At 57.6% G+C, this 16,285-nt stretch carries 23 protein-coding genes; 3 read left to right on the forward strand and 20 right to left on the reverse strand.

From position 1 onward, the window contains the following. Positions 1-196: 196 nt before the first annotated feature. On the forward strand, positions 197-1,102 hold the full coding sequence (locus V3C63_RS02080; protein ID WP_329886149.1) for an alpha/beta hydrolase: 906 nt from the start codon (positions 197-199) through the stop codon (positions 1,100-1,102). A gap of 17 nt (positions 1,103-1,119) precedes the next feature. On the opposite strand, the gene V3C63_RS02085 is transcribed toward V3C63_RS02080, so the two are convergent. The 15 genes from V3C63_RS02085 to V3C63_RS02160 all read right to left on the reverse strand — a co-directional run bounded on the left by V3C63_RS02085 (position 1,120) and on the right by V3C63_RS02160 (position 11,446). Further along, positions 1,120-1,410: a hypothetical protein gene (locus tag V3C63_RS02085; RefSeq protein ID WP_329886150.1), complete on the reverse strand. Its 291-nt coding sequence runs from the start codon at positions 1,408-1,410 to the stop codon at positions 1,120-1,122. Positions 1,411-1,442: 32 nt separating this feature from the next. Beyond that, positions 1,443-1,856, reverse strand: a complete 414-nt coding sequence (locus tag V3C63_RS02090; protein ID WP_329886151.1) for an EamA family transporter — start codon at positions 1,854-1,856, stop codon at positions 1,443-1,445. Between the two features lie 30 nt (positions 1,857-1,886). After that, a complete protein-coding gene (locus tag V3C63_RS02095; RefSeq protein WP_329886152.1) occupies positions 1,887-2,066 on the reverse strand; it encodes a DUF6440 family protein in 180 nt (59 codons plus the stop codon). Positions 2,067-2,142: 76 nt separating this feature from the next. Then, on the reverse strand, positions 2,143-2,535 hold the full coding sequence (locus V3C63_RS02100) for a pyridoxamine 5'-phosphate oxidase family protein (protein WP_329886265.1): 393 nt from the start codon (positions 2,533-2,535) through the stop codon (positions 2,143-2,145). 65 nt (positions 2,536-2,600) lie between these two features. After that, complete coding sequence (locus V3C63_RS02105; protein ID WP_329886153.1) at positions 2,601-3,569, reverse strand: NAD-dependent epimerase/dehydratase family protein; 969 nt, start codon at positions 3,567-3,569, stop codon at positions 2,601-2,603. A gap of 429 nt (positions 3,570-3,998) precedes the next feature. Continuing rightward, positions 3,999-4,133 carry a hypothetical protein gene (locus V3C63_RS02110; protein WP_329886154.1) on the reverse strand — a complete coding sequence of 45 codons (135 nt, stop codon included), beginning with the start codon at positions 4,131-4,133 and terminating at the stop codon, positions 3,999-4,001. Next, entirely contained in the window at positions 4,130-4,696 is a 567-nt protein-coding gene (locus tag V3C63_RS02115; RefSeq protein WP_329886155.1) for an SGNH/GDSL hydrolase family protein, read from the reverse strand. Before V3C63_RS02115 ends, V3C63_RS02110 begins: the two co-directional genes overlap by 4 nt. A gap of 168 nt (positions 4,697-4,864) precedes the next feature. After that, positions 4,865-5,611 carry an ABC transporter permease gene (locus V3C63_RS02120; RefSeq protein WP_329886156.1) on the reverse strand — a complete coding sequence of 249 codons (747 nt, stop codon included), beginning with the start codon at positions 5,609-5,611 and terminating at the stop codon, positions 4,865-4,867. Beyond that, the gene (locus V3C63_RS02125) at positions 5,608-6,333 is read right to left on the reverse strand and encodes an ABC transporter ATP-binding protein (protein WP_329886157.1); all 726 of its coding nucleotides are present in this window, start codon (positions 6,331-6,333) and stop codon (positions 5,608-5,610) included. Before V3C63_RS02125 ends, V3C63_RS02120 begins: the two co-directional genes overlap by 4 nt. Then, positions 6,330-6,554: an AbrB/MazE/SpoVT family DNA-binding domain-containing protein gene (locus tag V3C63_RS02130; protein ID WP_329886158.1), complete on the reverse strand. Its 225-nt coding sequence runs from the start codon at positions 6,552-6,554 to the stop codon at positions 6,330-6,332. Before V3C63_RS02130 ends, V3C63_RS02125 begins: the two co-directional genes overlap by 4 nt. Positions 6,555-6,821: 267 nt before the next feature. Further along, complete coding sequence (locus V3C63_RS02135) at positions 6,822-7,997, reverse strand: InlB B-repeat-containing protein (protein WP_329886160.1); 1,176 nt, start codon at positions 7,995-7,997, stop codon at positions 6,822-6,824. Between the two features lie 186 nt (positions 7,998-8,183). Further along, entirely contained in the window at positions 8,184-9,365 is a 1,182-nt protein-coding gene (locus V3C63_RS02140; RefSeq protein WP_425355321.1) for a LuxR C-terminal-related transcriptional regulator, read from the reverse strand. Positions 9,366-9,411: 46 nt separating this feature from the next. Continuing rightward, positions 9,412-10,098: a hypothetical protein gene (locus tag V3C63_RS02150; RefSeq protein WP_329886161.1), complete on the reverse strand. Its 687-nt coding sequence runs from the start codon at positions 10,096-10,098 to the stop codon at positions 9,412-9,414. A 366-nt stretch (positions 10,099-10,464) separates the two neighbouring features. Then, the gene (locus tag V3C63_RS02155; protein ID WP_329886162.1) at positions 10,465-10,608 is read right to left on the reverse strand and encodes a hypothetical protein; all 144 of its coding nucleotides are present in this window, start codon (positions 10,606-10,608) and stop codon (positions 10,465-10,467) included. Continuing rightward, positions 10,601-11,446, reverse strand: a complete 846-nt coding sequence (locus V3C63_RS02160) for an aldo/keto reductase (RefSeq protein WP_329886163.1) — start codon at positions 11,444-11,446, stop codon at positions 10,601-10,603. The genes V3C63_RS02155 and V3C63_RS02160 overlap by 8 nt, the downstream gene beginning before the upstream one ends. Before the next feature lie 163 nt (positions 11,447-11,609). Here V3C63_RS02160 and V3C63_RS02165 point away from each other — a divergent pair, with 163 nt between their 5' ends. Next, positions 11,610-11,984, forward strand: coding sequence for a MerR family transcriptional regulator (locus tag V3C63_RS02165; protein ID WP_329886164.1), 375 nt, complete (start codon positions 11,610-11,612; stop codon positions 11,982-11,984). A 102-nt stretch (positions 11,985-12,086) separates the two neighbouring features. On the opposite strand, the gene V3C63_RS02170 is transcribed toward V3C63_RS02165, so the two are convergent. The 5 genes from V3C63_RS02170 to V3C63_RS02190 form a co-directional block, all read right to left on the reverse strand. Continuing rightward, positions 12,087-12,956: an aldo/keto reductase gene (locus V3C63_RS02170; protein WP_329886165.1), complete on the reverse strand. Its 870-nt coding sequence runs from the start codon at positions 12,954-12,956 to the stop codon at positions 12,087-12,089. A 108-nt stretch (positions 12,957-13,064) separates the two neighbouring features. Continuing rightward, positions 13,065-13,907: an aldo/keto reductase gene (locus tag V3C63_RS02175; protein ID WP_329886166.1), complete on the reverse strand. Its 843-nt coding sequence runs from the start codon at positions 13,905-13,907 to the stop codon at positions 13,065-13,067. Positions 13,908-13,980: 73 nt separating this feature from the next. Further along, on the reverse strand, positions 13,981-14,460 hold the full coding sequence (locus tag V3C63_RS02180; RefSeq protein WP_329886167.1) for a flavodoxin: 480 nt from the start codon (positions 14,458-14,460) through the stop codon (positions 13,981-13,983). Between the two features lie 51 nt (positions 14,461-14,511). Continuing rightward, positions 14,512-15,288 carry a carboxymuconolactone decarboxylase family protein gene (locus V3C63_RS02185; protein WP_329886168.1) on the reverse strand — a complete coding sequence of 259 codons (777 nt, stop codon included), beginning with the start codon at positions 15,286-15,288 and terminating at the stop codon, positions 14,512-14,514. 52 nt (positions 15,289-15,340) lie between these two features. After that, positions 15,341-15,511: a cyclophilin-like fold protein gene (locus V3C63_RS02190; protein ID WP_329886169.1), complete on the reverse strand. Its 171-nt coding sequence runs from the start codon at positions 15,509-15,511 to the stop codon at positions 15,341-15,343. 154 nt (positions 15,512-15,665) lie between these two features. Between V3C63_RS02190 and V3C63_RS02195 the strand changes: the two genes are divergently transcribed. Beyond that, complete coding sequence (locus tag V3C63_RS02195) at positions 15,666-16,235, forward strand: TetR/AcrR family transcriptional regulator (RefSeq protein WP_329886170.1); 570 nt, start codon at positions 15,666-15,668, stop codon at positions 16,233-16,235. Positions 16,236-16,285: the final 50 nt, after the last annotated feature.

Below are 16,285 nucleotides of genomic sequence, written 5' to 3' on the forward strand. Positions count from 1 at the left end.
ACATGCCCTTCGGCATTTGCCCTGCAGCCGGCAGCATAACATTTATATTGTGACCACGAACACTTAATCTCAGCTTAATTTCCGAAAAAACCGGCGCCTCTCTCCCCGATGCCCGGGATCCGATTGTCAATTTTCATTGCACTCTTCGGCCGAAAAGGCTATGCTGTTAACAGCATTCCACGAAAGGATCCCGTTCATGACCAAAAGAAAAATTTTTTTCGTGTTGATCCTCCTTCTGATCGTCGCCGGCTACGCCCTGGGCTCCCGCCGCCTGGAGCTGTCTGAAGCGGCTTCCCGACGAGAATCACCGCCTCAATCCTATACCGTTTCAAGCGCACCCACCCTCTTTTTTCACGGTTGGGGCAGCGGCAGCTTCACCGAAAATCAAATGGTTCGCTACATGGAGCGCCGGGGTATCACCAATGCCGTTATCCGCGCGGACGTCATGCCCTCGGGCAAGGTGCATCTGCGCGGCCGGCTGCCGAAGCACCCCCGCAATCCCATTGTAAAAGTTAATTATCTCAATTCCCGGCAAAATAATTATTACATTCTGGGCCAGTGGATGAAAAACGTCGTCGTCGCGCTGCAGCAAGCCTATCACATCGAGCGGTTTAACGCCGTGGGGCACTCGGTGGGCAACATGTCCATCGCCTATTATCTGCTGCAATACGGCCGTGATCCCGCCCTGCCGAGGCTCGATCGGCAAGCCGCTTTGGGCGCCCATTTTAACGGCGTGCTCGGTGCCGACGATACCGTCAATCAAATGCAGCTGCTGGCCGGCGGCCGGCCGAAAAAAATGACCGCCTACTACCGCGAGCTTCTGGCCCTGCGGGCCATCTACCCCCGGACCCGAACCGCCGTCCTCAATATTTACGGCGATCTGGACGACGGCACCCATTCCGACGGCGTCGTCTCCAATGCGTCCTCCTGCTCGATGCGCTACCTGACCGGTCCCGGCGTGCAGGCCTACCGCGAGGTGAAAATCACCGGCAAAGACGGCCAACACAGCCGTCTGCACGAAAACCTCGCCGTCGACCGCGATCTCGCGGCGTTTCTCTGGGACGCCAAGCGCCCCCAACAAAAAAGTCAGTCCGCAGACTGACTTTTTTTGATGGCCGATTACGACGACCGGCGCGCCCGGGAAAGCCGCCGCAAAATCACGCCGGCGGTGGCTGCGCTCAGGGCAAACAGGACGAGCCCGGCCCTTCGGTCAATAAAGGCGGCAATGATTGCCGCCATCAAAAGGTGCACCAACACGGCGGCTTCATTCTCAAAACGGCGGGCATCCCGCAAACCGGCGAACAGCGCCACAAAAGCCAGCGCGATCACACCGGCGCTCCGCCAGGCCACAAGGCCGAAGCCGGCCAGATAGCCAAGCATGAGCAGCCCGTTCCACAAGCGTTCCTTCAAAAATAACTCCTTCTCCCGCATCCGGGGCACCGCTAAAGCACCATGAGCAACGTCCCGGCGCCGATGAGCACGCAGCCCGCCACCGATTTGACCGTCGCCTGCTCGTGCAGAAACACAAAGGCGAGCACCAACGTGATGACCACGCTCAGCTTGTCGATGGGCACCACCTTGGAGACCGATCCCATCTGAATCGCCCGGTAATAACACAGCCAGGACGCGCCGGTCATAAGGCCCGACAGGATCAAAAACAACCAGCTCTTCCGGCTGATGGCGCCGATGCCGCCTTGAGCGTTCGTTAAAAACACCATGCCCCAGGCCAGCACGACCACCACCGCCGTCCGGACGGCCGTAGCCAGATTGGCATCGACTCCCTCGATGCCGATTTTAGCCAAAATGGATGTCAGCGCGGCAAACACCGCCGACAGCGCCGCAAACAGCAACCACATGGGCGCGCCTCCCTTCTGCCGGTGCATTGCTCACGCCCGGACCGGGGTCATCACCGGCTTGCCGGCCGCGTCGAGCAGCGGCGTCAGGCCGCCGCCATAGCCCTCGCCGATATACAAATAGTTTACCCCGGTTTCCCGGTCCACCCAGATTTCTGCCGCGGTCAGCTTGCCTTGCTGATAGACCCGTTCAAAACGATCGTTCTTTTTCATTGGATTCGCCTCTTTTCAATCTTGATTGGCGCCCCGCCGCATTTCAAAGCCGCGAAGCCGACACCGAAACGCCGCCCTAAAAGGTGATGGTTTCCGGCGCGGCGGTAAAAGAGCAGAAGGTCGCCCTGGCCGCCTTCAGATAAAAAACCTCGGTGTTGTCGTCGTCGGCCGAATACATCGCCTTGAGATCCGGATAGGCGTCAAGCATCGCCGCCTTGGCTTCCCGCCGCTCGTCCGGCACGAAGGTCGCGGCCACCCGCAGCCACCGGCCGTCCTTAAACGCGCAAAGCTCCGCTTTCGGATTGGCGTGCAGTTGGCGGGACACGGCCTTCACTTTGCCCGTTTGAATATAGAGCCTGCCTTCGAAAAGATGGGCGGTGCCAAAGGGCCGCACCCGGGGCTGATCCCCGTCGAGGGTCGCCAGAAAATACACGCCCGCATCGTTTAAAAATTGTTCAACCTGTTTCAAATCTGCCATCTGATCATCCTGCCTTCCTCTCAATCTCTTGAATGGCCCCAGCCTATCACAAATGCCTAAAGCAAACCTTTGTCCGCCAGCGTATCCCGCAGCGTCACCATCAGGGGCCGCGGGGCATAGCCAAAGGCCGCCGTGGCCTTTTGATGCGAAAAGCGGCTGTTGGTTTGCAGCACATCGATGGCATAGGGCGTGCACACCGCCCGCCGCCCGGACAACCTCTCCAAAAGGCCGGCGCCGATTCTTGCCGCCGGTGCCGGCATCACCCACCGCGGCGGCCGCCTGCCGCAAAGCGCGCAGACCGTCGCCTGAAGGCCGGCCAGCGACACCGCGTGCCCGCTCAATATATAGCCTTCGCCGGGCGCTCCCTGCTGCGCGCAGGCCAAAATTCCCGCCGCCACATCCCGGACGTCTACAAAATCGTAGCCGCCCGCCACGCTCACGGGCATCCGGCCCGCGGCCATCGCCGCCACCGTGCGCACCAAATGGTTCCTGCCGCGGCCGTCCCCCGGGCCGATGATCCCCGAAGGATACACCACACTGATCGCAAGCCCCTCGTCTGCGGCCTCAAAGGCCAGGCGGGTGGCTGCGGCCTTGGCCTTTGCATAGGGCCCCATCACCTGCTCCGGCCCAACGTCCCGCGTCTCCGCGATCACCCCCGGCGCCTCCGGAATCGCGTGCACCGAGCTCACATAAATCATCCGCGACACGGCATGGGTCCGGGCCAGCGCCAGCATATTGGCGGTGCCCGTCACATTTACGGCCCAAAGCGTCGGTTCCGGCCTGGACGCGATCGTCACGATGCCCGCACAATGGATGAGCACCAGAGCCTCGTCGCCCGTCCGCGCAAAAAAGGGCGCCAGGGATTCGCGGCTGCGCACATCGCCGACGACCCGCTCGGCCCCCGCCGGGACCCGCTCGCCGGGGAGCACCAGCGCTCGAACGGCCATGCCCCGGTCCGCCAGCCGCCGCACCACCATCGTGCCCAGGTGGCCGCCGGCTCCCGTCACCAAATAACGCTGCTTCATCCCGCACCTCCTTCACTGCCCGCTTCGGACTTCCTGCGGCGATATTCGACATGATCGTCAGCATGATTATATCAGCGCAGGGGCATCCTTTCAACTGCAGGGCAAAAGATACGCACGCGGGAGAGACCATTCCCGACAGAGGCGGCAACAAAACCGATGCTCCGAAAAATCGACAACATAAATCCATCCACGCCGCCCATCGAGCGTCGCTGCCTTTCAGTAATGAAGAAACGCGGAAAACGCAACCCTAAAATTCGAATGGCAGACCCGCACCTCTAAACTGCGAAACCGACTGACCGACTGTAAAGAAGAGACACGCAGGATACAGCCTATACGCAGGCACGACCTTGACCGGTAAAAAGAAAAGCGGCGGGATAGCAAAACCATCCCGCCGCTCTGCACACTTCTTAATAAGGTTTCTCTACAATTTCAAGAATAACGCCCAGCGTACTCAGTCTTTGCCAAGGCCGTCCATTTCCTGATGAACTCTGTTTTGGCCGCCGTATAGGCATCCCAATCGTGTTCAAACCGCTTCCATTTCTTCATTTTCTTCATCTTCTTCATGCTCCCCTTCTATTCGCAAAGATATGCTTTTCTATTTCCGCAGCCAAAACGCTCGCCGATTCGGCATTGAAATGCACGCCGTCCACACTGGTCGCTAACCCTCTGATTTTTACAAAATAATCTTTCGTAAATGGCAATAAGGTCATGATCGCCGCATCGGCAACTCTCATTAAGAATCTGTATTTCCACGTATATCTGCGGCGTTCGGCACGGATCTTTTCCTTTTGAGGTCCGTACACATCGACAAGCGGGCAGTGATATTTTTCAGCCAATGCTTCCATGCATTTATTTCTTTTTATCAGGCGCGCATGCGGGAAGTTCTTTAAATTGATAAAGGGCATTCCAAAGAGGACCACCTGTTTATTCTTTTTATACAAAAGCGCCAAAATCTTACGGTATTCCCGGCAGAATATCTCATCGTCTTCAACGCATCTCATCAGCCTGCAGCGCAAGCTCATCCGCAAAAACCAGAACAAGGAAGCAGACCTCAGGTATGGCAAAAGGACATCATTCGTGCCAATGCCGATAATATACATTTCTGAATGATCTTTGGACTTGCCCATCAGGTTTTTCAGCCTCTTACCGTATCCTCGTTCCTGCCCTTATTGCTTGATGGCCCGAAATTTTATTCAGGAAATGAATGTATGAATAACCGACATTCCCAAAAGTCAAGCTGTCTCCTATGCAAATTATTTTTATCTTTCCCCTACCCGTCCCCGGGTAAAAGCTTCTTATTTTTCGCCGCTCATTTTACGCTGAAAAACGATCATCGCAAGCGCAAAAATGACGACGGCATAGCCCGTGACAACCGCCAAATGGGGAAGCATGTGACCGACGCTGCCCCTTAAAGCCGCCCGTATCGCTTCCACGCTGTGATAAAAGGGCAGGAAGCTGGTTATCTTTTTGAAGGCGCCGCCGATTAAATCAATCGGAATAAACACCCCGGACAGCCACCCGGCAACATTCGTCAGCAGCGCTCCGCAGACGCCGCCGACGGCCCTATCGTTCAAAAGGCTGCCGAAAAACAGCCCCGTCCCCACGAACAGCAGGGAGGTCAACGCGGTCACAGTCACCGCAAACAGGATATGGATATTTATTTCAAGCCCCAAAGTGCCCGCCCCCAAAAAGGTGATCGCTGCCTGCCCGATCGTTATAACGAGCATCGGCAGCGTGTATCCTAAAATAAAATCCCCGGACGTCATGGGCGAGGCAAACAGCCGCATTAAAAAAGAGGAAGTGCGGTCTTTGGATAATAACATCCCCGCAAACAGCGCCATAAACACGCTCCCGAACATGGCCAGACCGGGCGCGAGATTCTTTATTTCAAACATTGTGTTCTCTGCTTCGGGAGGAATGGCGGCATTGATCATAGACAGCAGCGCCAGCAATACGAGCGGAAATCCCAAACCGAAAAAGAGATTGACGGGGTCGCGCAGGACCTCTTTTGCATTGCGTTTTGCAAATAACAGCATCCTCATCGCGCACCTCCTGAAAGAGCAACAAAGGCGTCCTCCAGCCTGTCCGTGCCGGTCTGTGCCGTTAATTCTGCCACCGTGCCGATCGCCGTTAATTTGCCCCGCGCCATAATGCCGACGCGATCCGATAACATTGCCACTTCATCCATATAATGCGTCGTGAGGATGATCGTCACTTTTCCCTTCAAGGCTTCAATGGATGCCCACAATTCACGGCGGGCCAGCACATCCAGTCCTAAGGTCGGCTCGTCGAGAAATAAAATCTGCGGATCCGAAATCAGCGCCATGGCAATGGAAAGGCGACGCTGCATACCGCCCGACAAGCGTTTGGCTTTTTTGCTTAATTCATTTTCCAGTCCGAATTTCCGCGCTGTTTCGCATGCGTTTTCCCTCGCCGTTTTGCTGTTCTGTCCGTATATTCCCGCGGTAAACTCCAGATTCTCCAAAACCGACAGATTGGCGGCGACCGCCGTTTCCTGCGGCGAAAGATTGATCTTTTTCTTGATGGCGCGGGGATTTGAAAGAATGCTGTCCCCGAGCATCAAAGCATCGCCGCCCGTGGGCATTATCAGGCAGGAGAGCATTTTAATCGTCGTGGTTTTCCCCGCGCCGTTCACGCCCAGCAAGGCGAATAGCTCGCCCCGTTCAACCGTCAAATCAAGATGATCGACAGCAGCGATACGATTGTACTTTTTTGTGAGCTGCGCCGCAGCAATCGCATTCATTTTTCAGCCTCCTTCGGCGCATCGCCGCCGAAAACCGTGTCGATGATATGAGCGAACATGCTTTTAGGCGGAATGGCGATGCCTTGATTGATATCTCCCATCACAATCAAGGTATCCCCGGGGTGAATGTCGAAAACATCGCGGGCCTCCTTAGGGATCACGAACTGCCCCTTTTCCCCCACCTTAACGGTCCAAGCGTATTTTCCTTTTGGGTAATCCATTTTCCTACCTCCGAACGAAAAGTATGATTGATATGATTTATATTTTCAGTATAACATAATCTACTTTTATGTCAATAAAAAACATTTGACAAACCGCTTCATGCCGTGCATTAAAAAACGACGCGACGCGCCGTATCTCAAGCCGGAGAAATCCCCGCTCTCCATTTTCAGCCTCGCGCGGCCCATGGCGAAACTTTTGCATCGGCGGCGGGCACCCTGCCGCCAAGAAAAAAGCAGCCCGGAACAGGCTGCTTTCTAAATCCCGAATTATTGCCGTTTGCCTTCACAATAGAGCGCCCAGGCCATCACTCCCATGAAAGCCATCACGCCGCCCCAAAGCACCATCGGCGGCTGGGTGTCGCCGGTGCGGGGCGCACGGAAACGCCAGCTTACCGTCCTTGCCGGCTGGATGCGCTGCCAGCGAGCCACAAAGCGGTGGTCCCCCGTCACCTTGTAGTGATCGCCGGGGTGATACCACGAGCCTTCCCACCCCAGGAAACGATAGCCCTTGCGCGTCGGCGCATCAAGAATGGTCATGATGGTACCGTCTTCCATTTTAAAGACGAGGGTACCGGTCTTGCCTTCAAGCACGCCGCCATTCAGATCGAAGATGATGGTGTGCATGATCATTTCATTTTTGGTGTAGGTATTGACCCAGATGATATCCGCGAGGTCTTCCGCCTTCATATCAATCGTATAACTCCGGTGGTCCACCTCCCAGCCGCCGCCGCTTTTCTCGGCCAAAAACAATTGCACTTTATCGACATCCCCCGGCACCTTCAGCCATAGGGTGCCCTTGTAGGTGCCCACGCCGTCGGTCGCAATGGCAGTGCCGGTGGCTGAGATCGTTTTGCCGCCTGCCGTCGCGCTCACGTGAAAGGTTCTGGCCGGCGGTGCCACATCGCCGCCCTGGCGAATCTGCAGATTCACCGGAACCTGCACCAATTTCGGAACCTGCATTTCTTTCCAATGGGCCGTCAGCTTCAGGCTCGTCGTGACCGGCATATCAAAATTGAATTTACTGCCGGCCCAATACCAGCCGTCAAAAACGTAACCTTCCTTAGTCGGATCGGCCGGCTTTACCGCTTTCTCGCCATGCTTCACCAGCTGATCGACCACCGGCGTGCCGCCACGCGAATCAAATTCAACCTTGTAAGTCATCTCTGACCGCATTTCCGGCAGCACTTTTTTCTGCTCCGCGGCCGGCGCCTTCGCCTTGGCAGATGCCTGCGGTTTGTCTGCCGCCGGCTGAACAGCCGTGTCGTTCTTCGGTTCCGGGGCGACGGCGGGGGTCGCCGGGGTTACCGGAGCCGACTGCTCGACGGCCGGCTGGACTGTCCCGCTTCCCGACGCCGCCGGTTCTGCAGCGAGCACCAACTGCGGCAGCGTCAGCACGGCGATCATCACGATCGCCAGGACCGCCATTTTTTTCTTCAATTTCATCACTTACTCCTTTCCTGCACATGCGCATCTTTCGGCGGTGCCGCCCTTTGCCGCACCGCACCTGCTTGGCCGTTCGTCTCAACGCTCCATCTTTTCTTTATTATTTCATAATTTTTGTTGACGGTCATCACCCAAAATGCAAAAAGATCAGACCGTTTTCATTGAAAATTTTCAAGCTTGCGCCGTCTATTTGAGTAAGTGCTGTTTGAGCTGCCCCCGGCCGCTGATTGCCAGTTTTTGATACACCACCGAGAGCATGCTCTTAACCGTATTCACCGAGATGGCCATGTGCTCGGCGATGGCCGCGTTCTGCCAGCCCTTGCTGGCCAGCATGGCGACGGAAAATTCCGCGACGGTCAGCGACTCGGCCACCGGCCCCGGAGAGACGTCGTTGTGCACCTTGCGCCATCCCCGGGCAAAGGCGCCGGCAAAGGTAACCACCGCCTTATAGTGCTCGGGATGCCGCTCCTTCAGGCACGTTTCCGCCAGGCCGCCCAAAAGCGCGTGATGTTCCCCAAAGGGACCGATAAATCCGTCGCCTTCGGCCAGCTCCCAAGCCGCCTCAAACCGGAGCTTCGCCTCGGCTCCACGCTTCAGGCTGATCAAATTCATCGCGCAGACCAGGTGCAAATAAATCTGCGCGATGGGATAGGGCTGGTCCGTCATCATCAATGCCGCCGCTGCGATACCGAGGGATTCGCAATAGGCCTCCTCGAGATATTTTTGATGCGCCCACACATAATACGCAAAGAGTTTGAGCCCAACGGGCAATGAGCCGATTGCCGATTCGATGGGCACCTCATCGGCGACGGGCAGATGCAAAAGCACCGCCGCAGCGTAGGCCGCCATCACACCGACGGCCCGCATCTCCGGCATATCGCTTCCCTTCAGCGTCCGGCACGTTTCCCGAAGCTGGCGCATTCCCCACTTGGCCGAGGAAATATCTCCCTCCGTCAAATTGGCATAGCCGTAAATGAGGTTGGCCGATTGGGCGGCCGTCCGCTCCCTGTCCGCCAGCTGACACGCCGCCAGACGCGCGGCCTCCCGGTGTCGACCGGCGAAATAATAGTATTCCGCCCGGGCGATGGCACTCATCGTCCCGTTCATGCTTTCGATGGCCGCCCAGGCTTCCCCCGGCGCAAAGGCCGTGTTTAACAGCGGCAGAAAGGACGGCTCCCGGCTGGACAGGCTTTGGCGGAAGACGACGCCGAGCGCCGCCGCGATCCGAAGGATTTCCTCGTGGGTCAGCGTGTTCCGACGCAGTTTCTTATCAAGGTTCTGCCGGCTCTGACCGATGCGTCTGGCCAATTCCGCCAAGGGCATTTGCTGTCGCCGGCAGGCCTCCCGGATCATCTGGCTCGTCTTCACTGCCGCCTCTCTTCCTTACTTTTATTTTTGCGATTTTTACACTCCGTCAATCATATGGTTGCTGCTTGTTCATCGCGGTGATATAGCCGCCGAGGGCTGTGTCCAAAAAAGTATCCCGGGGATCGACCAGGCGCCACCGTCCGCCGATCTTCTGCAGATCGACCGTCACCCGGCGCGTCACCATATTTTTCGGATCCTTCGCCTGCCGATCCGCGGCGGTCTGAAGGGATTTGGCCATCCGTGTGCGGATAGCCGTTTCGTCGTGATCCTTGCCCCGATGCGCCGCGGCGTAGGCCACGCTCTTCTGATACCATGCCGGCACGATTTTTGTCATGTCCACATTGGTCACCGTCACCCTGATCCTCACATGGTCGTCGGCCACCTTCTTTTTCGAGCGTATCTTGTATTTGACGTGGCGCCCCAGCACCTTTAACAGCGGCGCTTCGTCCGCGTCGTCCAGATCAAGATCAAAATCGTCGCTATCGTCGTCCGGATCATCGTCCAGCTCGTCGTCCGGGTCATCCGCCTTATCGTCGTCGCGCATGTCGTCAATATCCACGTCGTCATCGTCCGTCAGCCGTTCAAGCGTCTTTGCATCTCCGGATTTCAAGGCTTTAAAAACCTGTGCCAGGGTGTTTTCGGCCGCCGATTCCGGCTTTGCCGCGACCCTGCATCCCGCCAGCGCGAACATTAGCAGCAGGGCTATCATCAGTTTCCACCCATTGCGCTTCATAACTCCTCACTCCTTTCAAGACGTCTTGAAAACGTCTTTATTGTAATTTGATTATACTGACATTTTGAATTTAATCAAGTTTTTCAGCATTTCGCTTAAAGAATTCATGACAAATTAAGCCTCTGCCCGCGGCAGAGCCGCCGGCTCCCTTTTTGAACGCGATGGCCGGCACCGAAGACCGCAAAAAAGCGGCAAATCCCTTCTCGGACTTGCCGCTTTGAAGTGTCGCGCTGCGACGGCGCTTCGGTTTTCCCCTTCTTCATTTCTGCCGTTCTTTCGGCCCTTGCACGCTAAAAAGCCTCCGCCGAAGGCCGTGGTTGTCGTCCGCAGGCGGCGAATCTTTCATTTCGTATCAAACGCGCGCGGCTAAACCATCAGCTGATAAATCCGAGTGCAGGCTTCTTCATCCAAGGTCACAAAACCGCTGATGCTGCCGCCGCGCCCTTCGCTGTTTTCGGTATCCTTGCCGAATTCAAAATACGTCGGCGCATAAAAACTAAAATTATCCATCATTTCCCTCGATTCGCGAACGCCTTAGAACGTGGTGATATCCGGATTCGGCCAGAAGCCGCCGAAGCCTTTCAGGTCGGCGATCAGCTGCACGTCGGCCGGCTCCAGTTCGAAGTCGAGAATATCGATGTTTTCCCTTGATGCGCGGCGGCGTCACCGACTTGGGCAGCGGCAGATAACCGCGCTGCAGGCACCAGCGCACGCTGATCTGGGCGATGCTCTTTTGATATTTTTCGGCCAGCCGCTTCATTTCCGGCACCTTGAAGACCTCGCCGCGGCCCAGCGGGCTGTGGGCCTCCACGAGGATGCCGTGTTCGTTGCAGTAATCCACCAGTTCGTCCTGGGTTTCACCGGGACACAGGCGGATCTGATTGACCATCGGCGCGATGGTCGCCGTCTTCATCAGTTCTTCAATGTGACGCGGCTGGAAATTGCTGATGCCGATGGCGCGGATCCGCCCGGCGCGGTAAGGTTCTTCAAAGGCTTTCCAGGTGCCGGCGTTCGCTTCCTGCCAGTTGTCCCGGAAGAAGATCGGGTTCGGCCAGTGGATCAAAAACAGATCGAGGGTGTCCAGATCCAGCTTCTGCATGGTCCGCTCGAAGGCGGCCATGGTCTTGTCGTAGCCGTGCTCGCGGTTTTGCAGCTTCGAGGTGATAAAAAGCGCTTTCCGGGGCACGCCGCATTTTTTAATTGCCGCGCCCACGCTCGCCCCGTTGCCGTAATCCTCCGCCGTGTCGATGTGGCGATAAGCCGCCCCGATGGCGTTGATCACCGCGTCCGTCGCGACGGCGCCGTCCGGCGCCTGCCAGGTGCCGAACCCCGCACAGGGAATTTCCACGCCGTCGCACAGCTGTCGGCTTCGTCCATTTTTTCATTTCATTCACGGTCGTATCTCCTTTCTTGCCCCAGCTCATTGCTTGTGATATCGTCATTATGGAACTTCGAGCTAACTTGAAATCAAGGGATTCTCTTCAATTTTTTAATTTTTTGGGAGGTCAGCCATGCATTATTCCATTCAAACCGTTTCGGAAAAAACCGATCTGAGCGTTCAAGCCCTGCGTTATTATGAAAAGGAAGGGCTGCTGACCGGCATCCATCGGACCAAGGGCGGCATCCGTTATTACACCGACGAGGATCTGCTCGGGCTCATCACCCGCCTGAAGAACACCGGCATGCCCCTCAGGGAGATCCACACCTTTGTGCGGCTCAAGGCCCGGGGGCCGGCCACCCTCAAGCAGCGCTGCGCCATCCTCGAGGTGCAGCGGCAGAAGGTGCTGGACGGCATCGAGGCGATGCAGCACAATCTCGAAAAGGTCAATCACAAACTGCGCTGCTTCTCCGAAGAGCTCGCCGATTACGAGGCCGGCCGCACCTGAGGCGGCCATCCGGCACCGGCATCCCGCCGGTGCTTTTTCCGGCATAAAAAATCCCCGCGCCGGGCGGGGAAGGTTGCTGATTTTGTCTGCGGCCGCCGCTGCCTAAAGCCTGCCGCCAAAAACCGGAAAGACGTTCGCATCGCCGTAATCCGTCATCGGCGCGAGGCCGAGCAGGGTCTGCATGTCCGCATCGCTGATGGCGAAATCGATGGCCGCGTTGTCGCGCATATGGTCGGGGTTCGCCGTCTTGGGCAGCACGATGAGCCCGAGCTGCCAGTCGTAGCGGATGCACAGTTGCGGCACGCTCACTCCGTATTTATCGGCCATGGCGGCGATCTCCGGCCGTTTCATCGCCTCGCCGTGGGCCACCGGGGAATAAGCCTCCACCGCGATGCCCTGGGCCCGGCAGCGATCGATTAACGCCTTGGGCGTGTTGGCAATGTGCGCCAGCACCTGGTTGACCGCCGGCTTCACCCGGCAGGCGCCGAGGATGTTGTCGAGATCACCCGCATTAAAATTGGAGACGCCGACGGCCCGGACCTTGCCGGCCGAAAGCGCATCCTCCAGGGCGCGCCAGGCTTCGCGGTTGCCCTCATAATACCGGTCGTCCGACCGATTGACGGCTTTCCAGGGCTGGGGGCTGTGGATGATCATCATATCGATATAATCCAATCCCGTTTTTTCCAGCGACGTATCAATCGATGCCGCCGCCGCGCCGTAGGTCTTGTGCTCCGCCGCGACCTTGGTGGTCACGAAAAGTTTGTCCCGGGGCACGCCGCATTCGCGAATGCCCTTGCCCACGCCTCGCTCGTTGCCGTAGACCTGAGCCGTGTCGATGTGGTGGTAACCAATGGCCACGGCGGCCTTCACCGCCTCGGCCACCGCCGCGTCGTCGATCAGCCAAGTGCCCAGGGCGAGCCTGGGAATCGCCACGCCGTTGTTTAACGTCAAGGTTTCTTCAAAAACGTTCATCGCATTTCCTTTCGTTATTAAATCAATCTATCCTTCGCCGGTTCACATCCCTTGCAATCGCGCCGCCATGAGCACACCTGCTGAACCGAAGCTGTGAATACGATTTTCTTATTCTGCCTCGTACGCCGGCTTCCAGGCAGCGAAGCCGGCCAACTGCTCATCGGCGCGATGATAATAGCGCTCGTTTTTATTCAGTTTTGCAATGGCCGCCATCTCATCATCGGTTAGGCTAAAATCCATGATGTTCAGATTATCCCTGATATGAGCCACATCCTTGCTCCCCGGAATAACGACAAAGCCCATCTGTGTATGCCATCGGAGAATGACCTGAGCGCTGCTCTTGCCGTACTTTTTGCCGAGCTGCTCAAAGATCGGCTCGGCGATCAGGGACTTGTCGCCGTGACCGAGGGGATACCAGCTCATGAGCTTGATATCATCCTTCTCCAACGTCTGCCGAAGGGCCGCCTGGGTGAAATAGGGATGGGCCTCCACCTGGATAAACTGCGGAACAATCTCCCATTTTTTCGCCAGCTCTGCGATATATTGGCCTTCAAAATTGGAAATGCCGATGGCCTTGGCCTTCCCTTCCCGATAGGCCCTCTCGAGCTGCCGGTATCCGGCCAGCCAGTTGCCGGCGGGCTGATGGATATAGAGCAGATCGACACCGGCAACCCCCAAGCGTTCCAGAGTCTCATCGACGGCCTTTTCATTCTCATATTCACTCGACCACAGTTTAGTGGAAAGAAAAATATCTTCTCTCGGCACGCCGCTTGCTTTGATGCCTCTGCCAACTGCCCTTTCATTAACATAAGCATTAGCGGTATCGACCAGACGGTATCCCATCTTCAACGCTTCTCGAACACTGTTCTCGGCCTCCGCCGGAGCCAGCATAAAAGTGCCGATGCCAATTGCCGGGCATTGAATGCCGTTGTTTAACGTGATAGCTTCCATTGCTTTTCCTCCTCGTTTGATAAATCTACTTATTAATATTGGGGTCGCAAATCGCTGCCCTGCGTCCGCCGCGTCAGCCGAGCACGGCCTTCGCCCAGTCAGCCAGCGCCGCTTCGCCGGTCCCGACTTCAAAACGCCGGCCCGCGCGCCAATCGGCGTCCGGCGCCGAGGGCTTTAAATCATCCAGCACCCGGCCCATGCCGCTGCCGCCGGAGGTCGCGAAGGGGACCACCGTCTTGCCGGCGAAGTTCCCGCTTTCCAGATAGGCGTTCACGAGGGTCGGCGCCGTATACCACCAGATGGGAAAGCCCAGAAAAATCACGTTGTAGGCCGCGACGTCGGCCGCCGCTTTCAGGGCCGGTCTTTCGGCTTTGTCGGCCTTCATCTCGATGCTGCTGCGGCTGTTCGGGTCGGTCCATTTCAGATCCGCCGCGGTGTAGGGCACCGCCGCCTCGATGGGCTCAATATCGGCGCCGATCGCCTTCGCCAAGGTCCGGGCGGTTTTCTCCGTGGTGCCCGTCGCCGAAAAGTAACTGACTAAAATCTTTTTCACCACAATCTCCTTCGCATTTTCGCGTCTCTTTTTAATTTTTTCCGCGCCGGCTCATGCGTTCGCCGCGGCGTAGGCCGCGTCGTCCACCGCCTCGCACCATTCGTTGGCCGTTTCCTCGCCCGGCACCTCGATGGCGATGTGGGCCATCCAGCTGTCTGCTGCCGCGCCGTGCCAGTGCTTGACCTCCGGCGGGATGTTGACGATCTTGCCGGGGGTCAGTTTGACGGCATCCTTCCCCGCTTCCTGATAAAAACCGCGGCCGCCGATGCAGATGAGCATTTGCCCGTCGCCGGATTTCGCGTGATGGATGTGCCAGTGGTTGCGGCAGCCCGGCTCGAAGGTGACGTTAAACACCGGGATCGGCGCGAGGGTCAGCGGCGCGAGGTAGCTCTGCCCGGTGAAGTATTGGGCAAAGCCGTCGTTGGGCTCGCCGATGGGCAAAAAGATCTCCCGCTGGAAAGCGGCCTTCCCATCCGCCGCATCATTCTCCGCCGGCCAGACCTCCTTCGCCTGATTAAAGGCCGCCCAGGCCTTGGGCCAGCCAGCATAAAACGCCGTGTGGGTGATCGCCGCGGCGACGGCCTCCTGGGTGACGCCGGCCCGCTTCGCATTTTGCAGATGATATTGCAGCGAACTGTCGGTGATGCCCGAGGCGACGAGCGCCACCACGGTGATCAGGCAGCGGGTTTTATGATCCAAAGCGGCGTCGTTCCAGTTTTCGCCGAAGAGCACGTCGTCGTTATAATGGGCAAAGGCCGGCGCAAAGGCTCCGAGGGCGTCCCGCCCGGCGGTCTGCACAATTTTTTCCGATTGATTTTGTTGATGCATGCTTTCCCTCCTGATTGAATTCTGCTTGAATCCTGACTGAATCCGCATCGGCTCAGGCGCGGGCAAAGGTGAGCGCCCCCGGCACCCGGCCGGCCAGCCGCGCGGGCTCACCGCGCATCGTCACCGTGAAAGGCAACCGTCGGCCGAAATCTCGGGCCGCTGCCGAATCGCCAAGAACCGCCCGCAGGGTGATCTCTCCGGCGCTGATCGCGATCGTCGTCACCGCGCGCCTCCCTTCACACGCGCGCTGTCCGCGCGTTGCTTTTTTGATCTGCCTTCATTATAATAGCGATAATTCCCAAATACCATGACCAGTTTTTAGCCGCCGGGGTTTATGCCACGGATTTTAAAAACTGGACACTTTTCAGGAGGCTGCCATGCCGGAAACCACCGCCCGCGATCTGCGGGTTCAAAAGACGCTCGCCGCCATTCGCGGCGCGATCAAGGCGATGATCCTCGAAATGGATCCCGCCGCCATCACCGTCAAGGCGCTCGCCGAGCGCGCCCAAATTCACCGTAAGACCTTTTATCTGCACTACACCTGCATCGAGGCGCTCTTCGAGGATCTGCTCCTCGGTCTGGCCGAGGATTATTACGCCGCCATCGACACCCTGCCGCCGGACGCTCCCTTCGCCGAGGTCAACCGGGTGTTTTTCACCTTCATGGCCCGCCGGGAGCCTTATGTGGAGAAAATGGTCTGCACCCCGGCCTACCAAGCCTTTACCGACCGGCTGTTCGCCGCGACCCGGGAGCACAACCGCGCCCGGCACAATCCCTACGCCGCCTATCCCGAGGACGAGCAGCATTTGATCAACACCTATTTGTGCATCGGCTCCCTCAACCTTTACCGCCAGTGGGTGGCCGACGGCAAGCGCGTTCCCCTCGAGCGGCTGATCGCGCTCTCGGGGCAGCTCTTCTGCGACGGCATCAACGCGATTCGCCGATAACCAACCAAAAATCCCCGGCAATGCCGGGGCTTTGATGTCAGTCCTCCGTT

The sequence above is a fragment of the Pseudoramibacter faecis genome, from assembly GCF_036289405.1.
Lineage (GTDB): Bacteria > Bacillota > Clostridia > Eubacteriales > Eubacteriaceae > Pseudoramibacter > Pseudoramibacter faecis.

Coding starts and splice junctions, on each gene's coding strand:
- V3C63_RS02175 (WP_329886166.1), bottom strand. CDS start 13,907: ATGGAAGCTATCACGTTAAACAACGGCATTCAATGCCCGGCAATTGGC.
- V3C63_RS02080 (WP_329886149.1), top strand. CDS start 197: ATGACCAAAAGAAAAATTTTTTTCGTGTTGATCCTCCTTCTGATCGTC.
- V3C63_RS02105 (WP_329886153.1), bottom strand. CDS start 3,569: ATGAAGCAGCGTTATTTGGTGACGGGAGCCGGCGGCCACCTGGGCACG.
- V3C63_RS02095 (WP_329886152.1), bottom strand. CDS start 2,066: ATGAAAAAGAACGATCGTTTTGAACGGGTCTATCAGCAAGGCAAGCTG.
- V3C63_RS02135 (WP_329886160.1), bottom strand. CDS start 7,997: ATGAAATTGAAGAAAAAAATGGCGGTCCTGGCGATCGTGATGATCGCC.
- V3C63_RS02185 (WP_329886168.1), bottom strand. CDS start 15,288: ATGCATCAACAAAATCAATCGGAAAAAATTGTGCAGACCGCCGGGCGG.
- V3C63_RS02170 (WP_329886165.1), bottom strand. CDS start 12,956: ATGAACGTTTTTGAAGAAACCTTGACGTTAAACAACGGCGTGGCGATT.
- V3C63_RS02195 (WP_329886170.1), top strand. CDS start 15,666: ATGCCGGAAACCACCGCCCGCGATCTGCGGGTTCAAAAGACGCTCGCC.
- V3C63_RS02125 (WP_329886157.1), bottom strand. CDS start 6,333: ATGAATGCGATTGCTGCGGCGCAGCTCACAAAAAAGTACAATCGTATC.
- V3C63_RS02090 (WP_329886151.1), bottom strand. CDS start 1,856: ATGTGGTTGCTGTTTGCGGCGCTGTCGGCGGTGTTTGCCGCGCTGACA.
- V3C63_RS02115 (WP_329886155.1), bottom strand. CDS start 4,696: ATGGGCAAGTCCAAAGATCATTCAGAAATGTATATTATCGGCATTGGC.
- V3C63_RS02110 (WP_329886154.1), bottom strand. CDS start 4,133: ATGAAGAAGATGAAGAAAATGAAGAAATGGAAGCGGTTTGAACACGAT.
- V3C63_RS02165 (WP_329886164.1), top strand. CDS start 11,610: ATGCATTATTCCATTCAAACCGTTTCGGAAAAAACCGATCTGAGCGTT.
- V3C63_RS02150 (WP_329886161.1), bottom strand. CDS start 10,098: ATGAAGCGCAATGGGTGGAAACTGATGATAGCCCTGCTGCTAATGTTC.
- V3C63_RS02155 (WP_329886162.1), bottom strand. CDS start 10,608: ATGGATAATTTTAGTTTTTATGCGCCGACGTATTTTGAATTCGGCAAG.
- V3C63_RS02120 (WP_329886156.1), bottom strand. CDS start 5,611: ATGAGGATGCTGTTATTTGCAAAACGCAATGCAAAAGAGGTCCTGCGC.
- V3C63_RS02130 (WP_329886158.1), bottom strand. CDS start 6,554: ATGGATTACCCAAAAGGAAAATACGCTTGGACCGTTAAGGTGGGGGAA.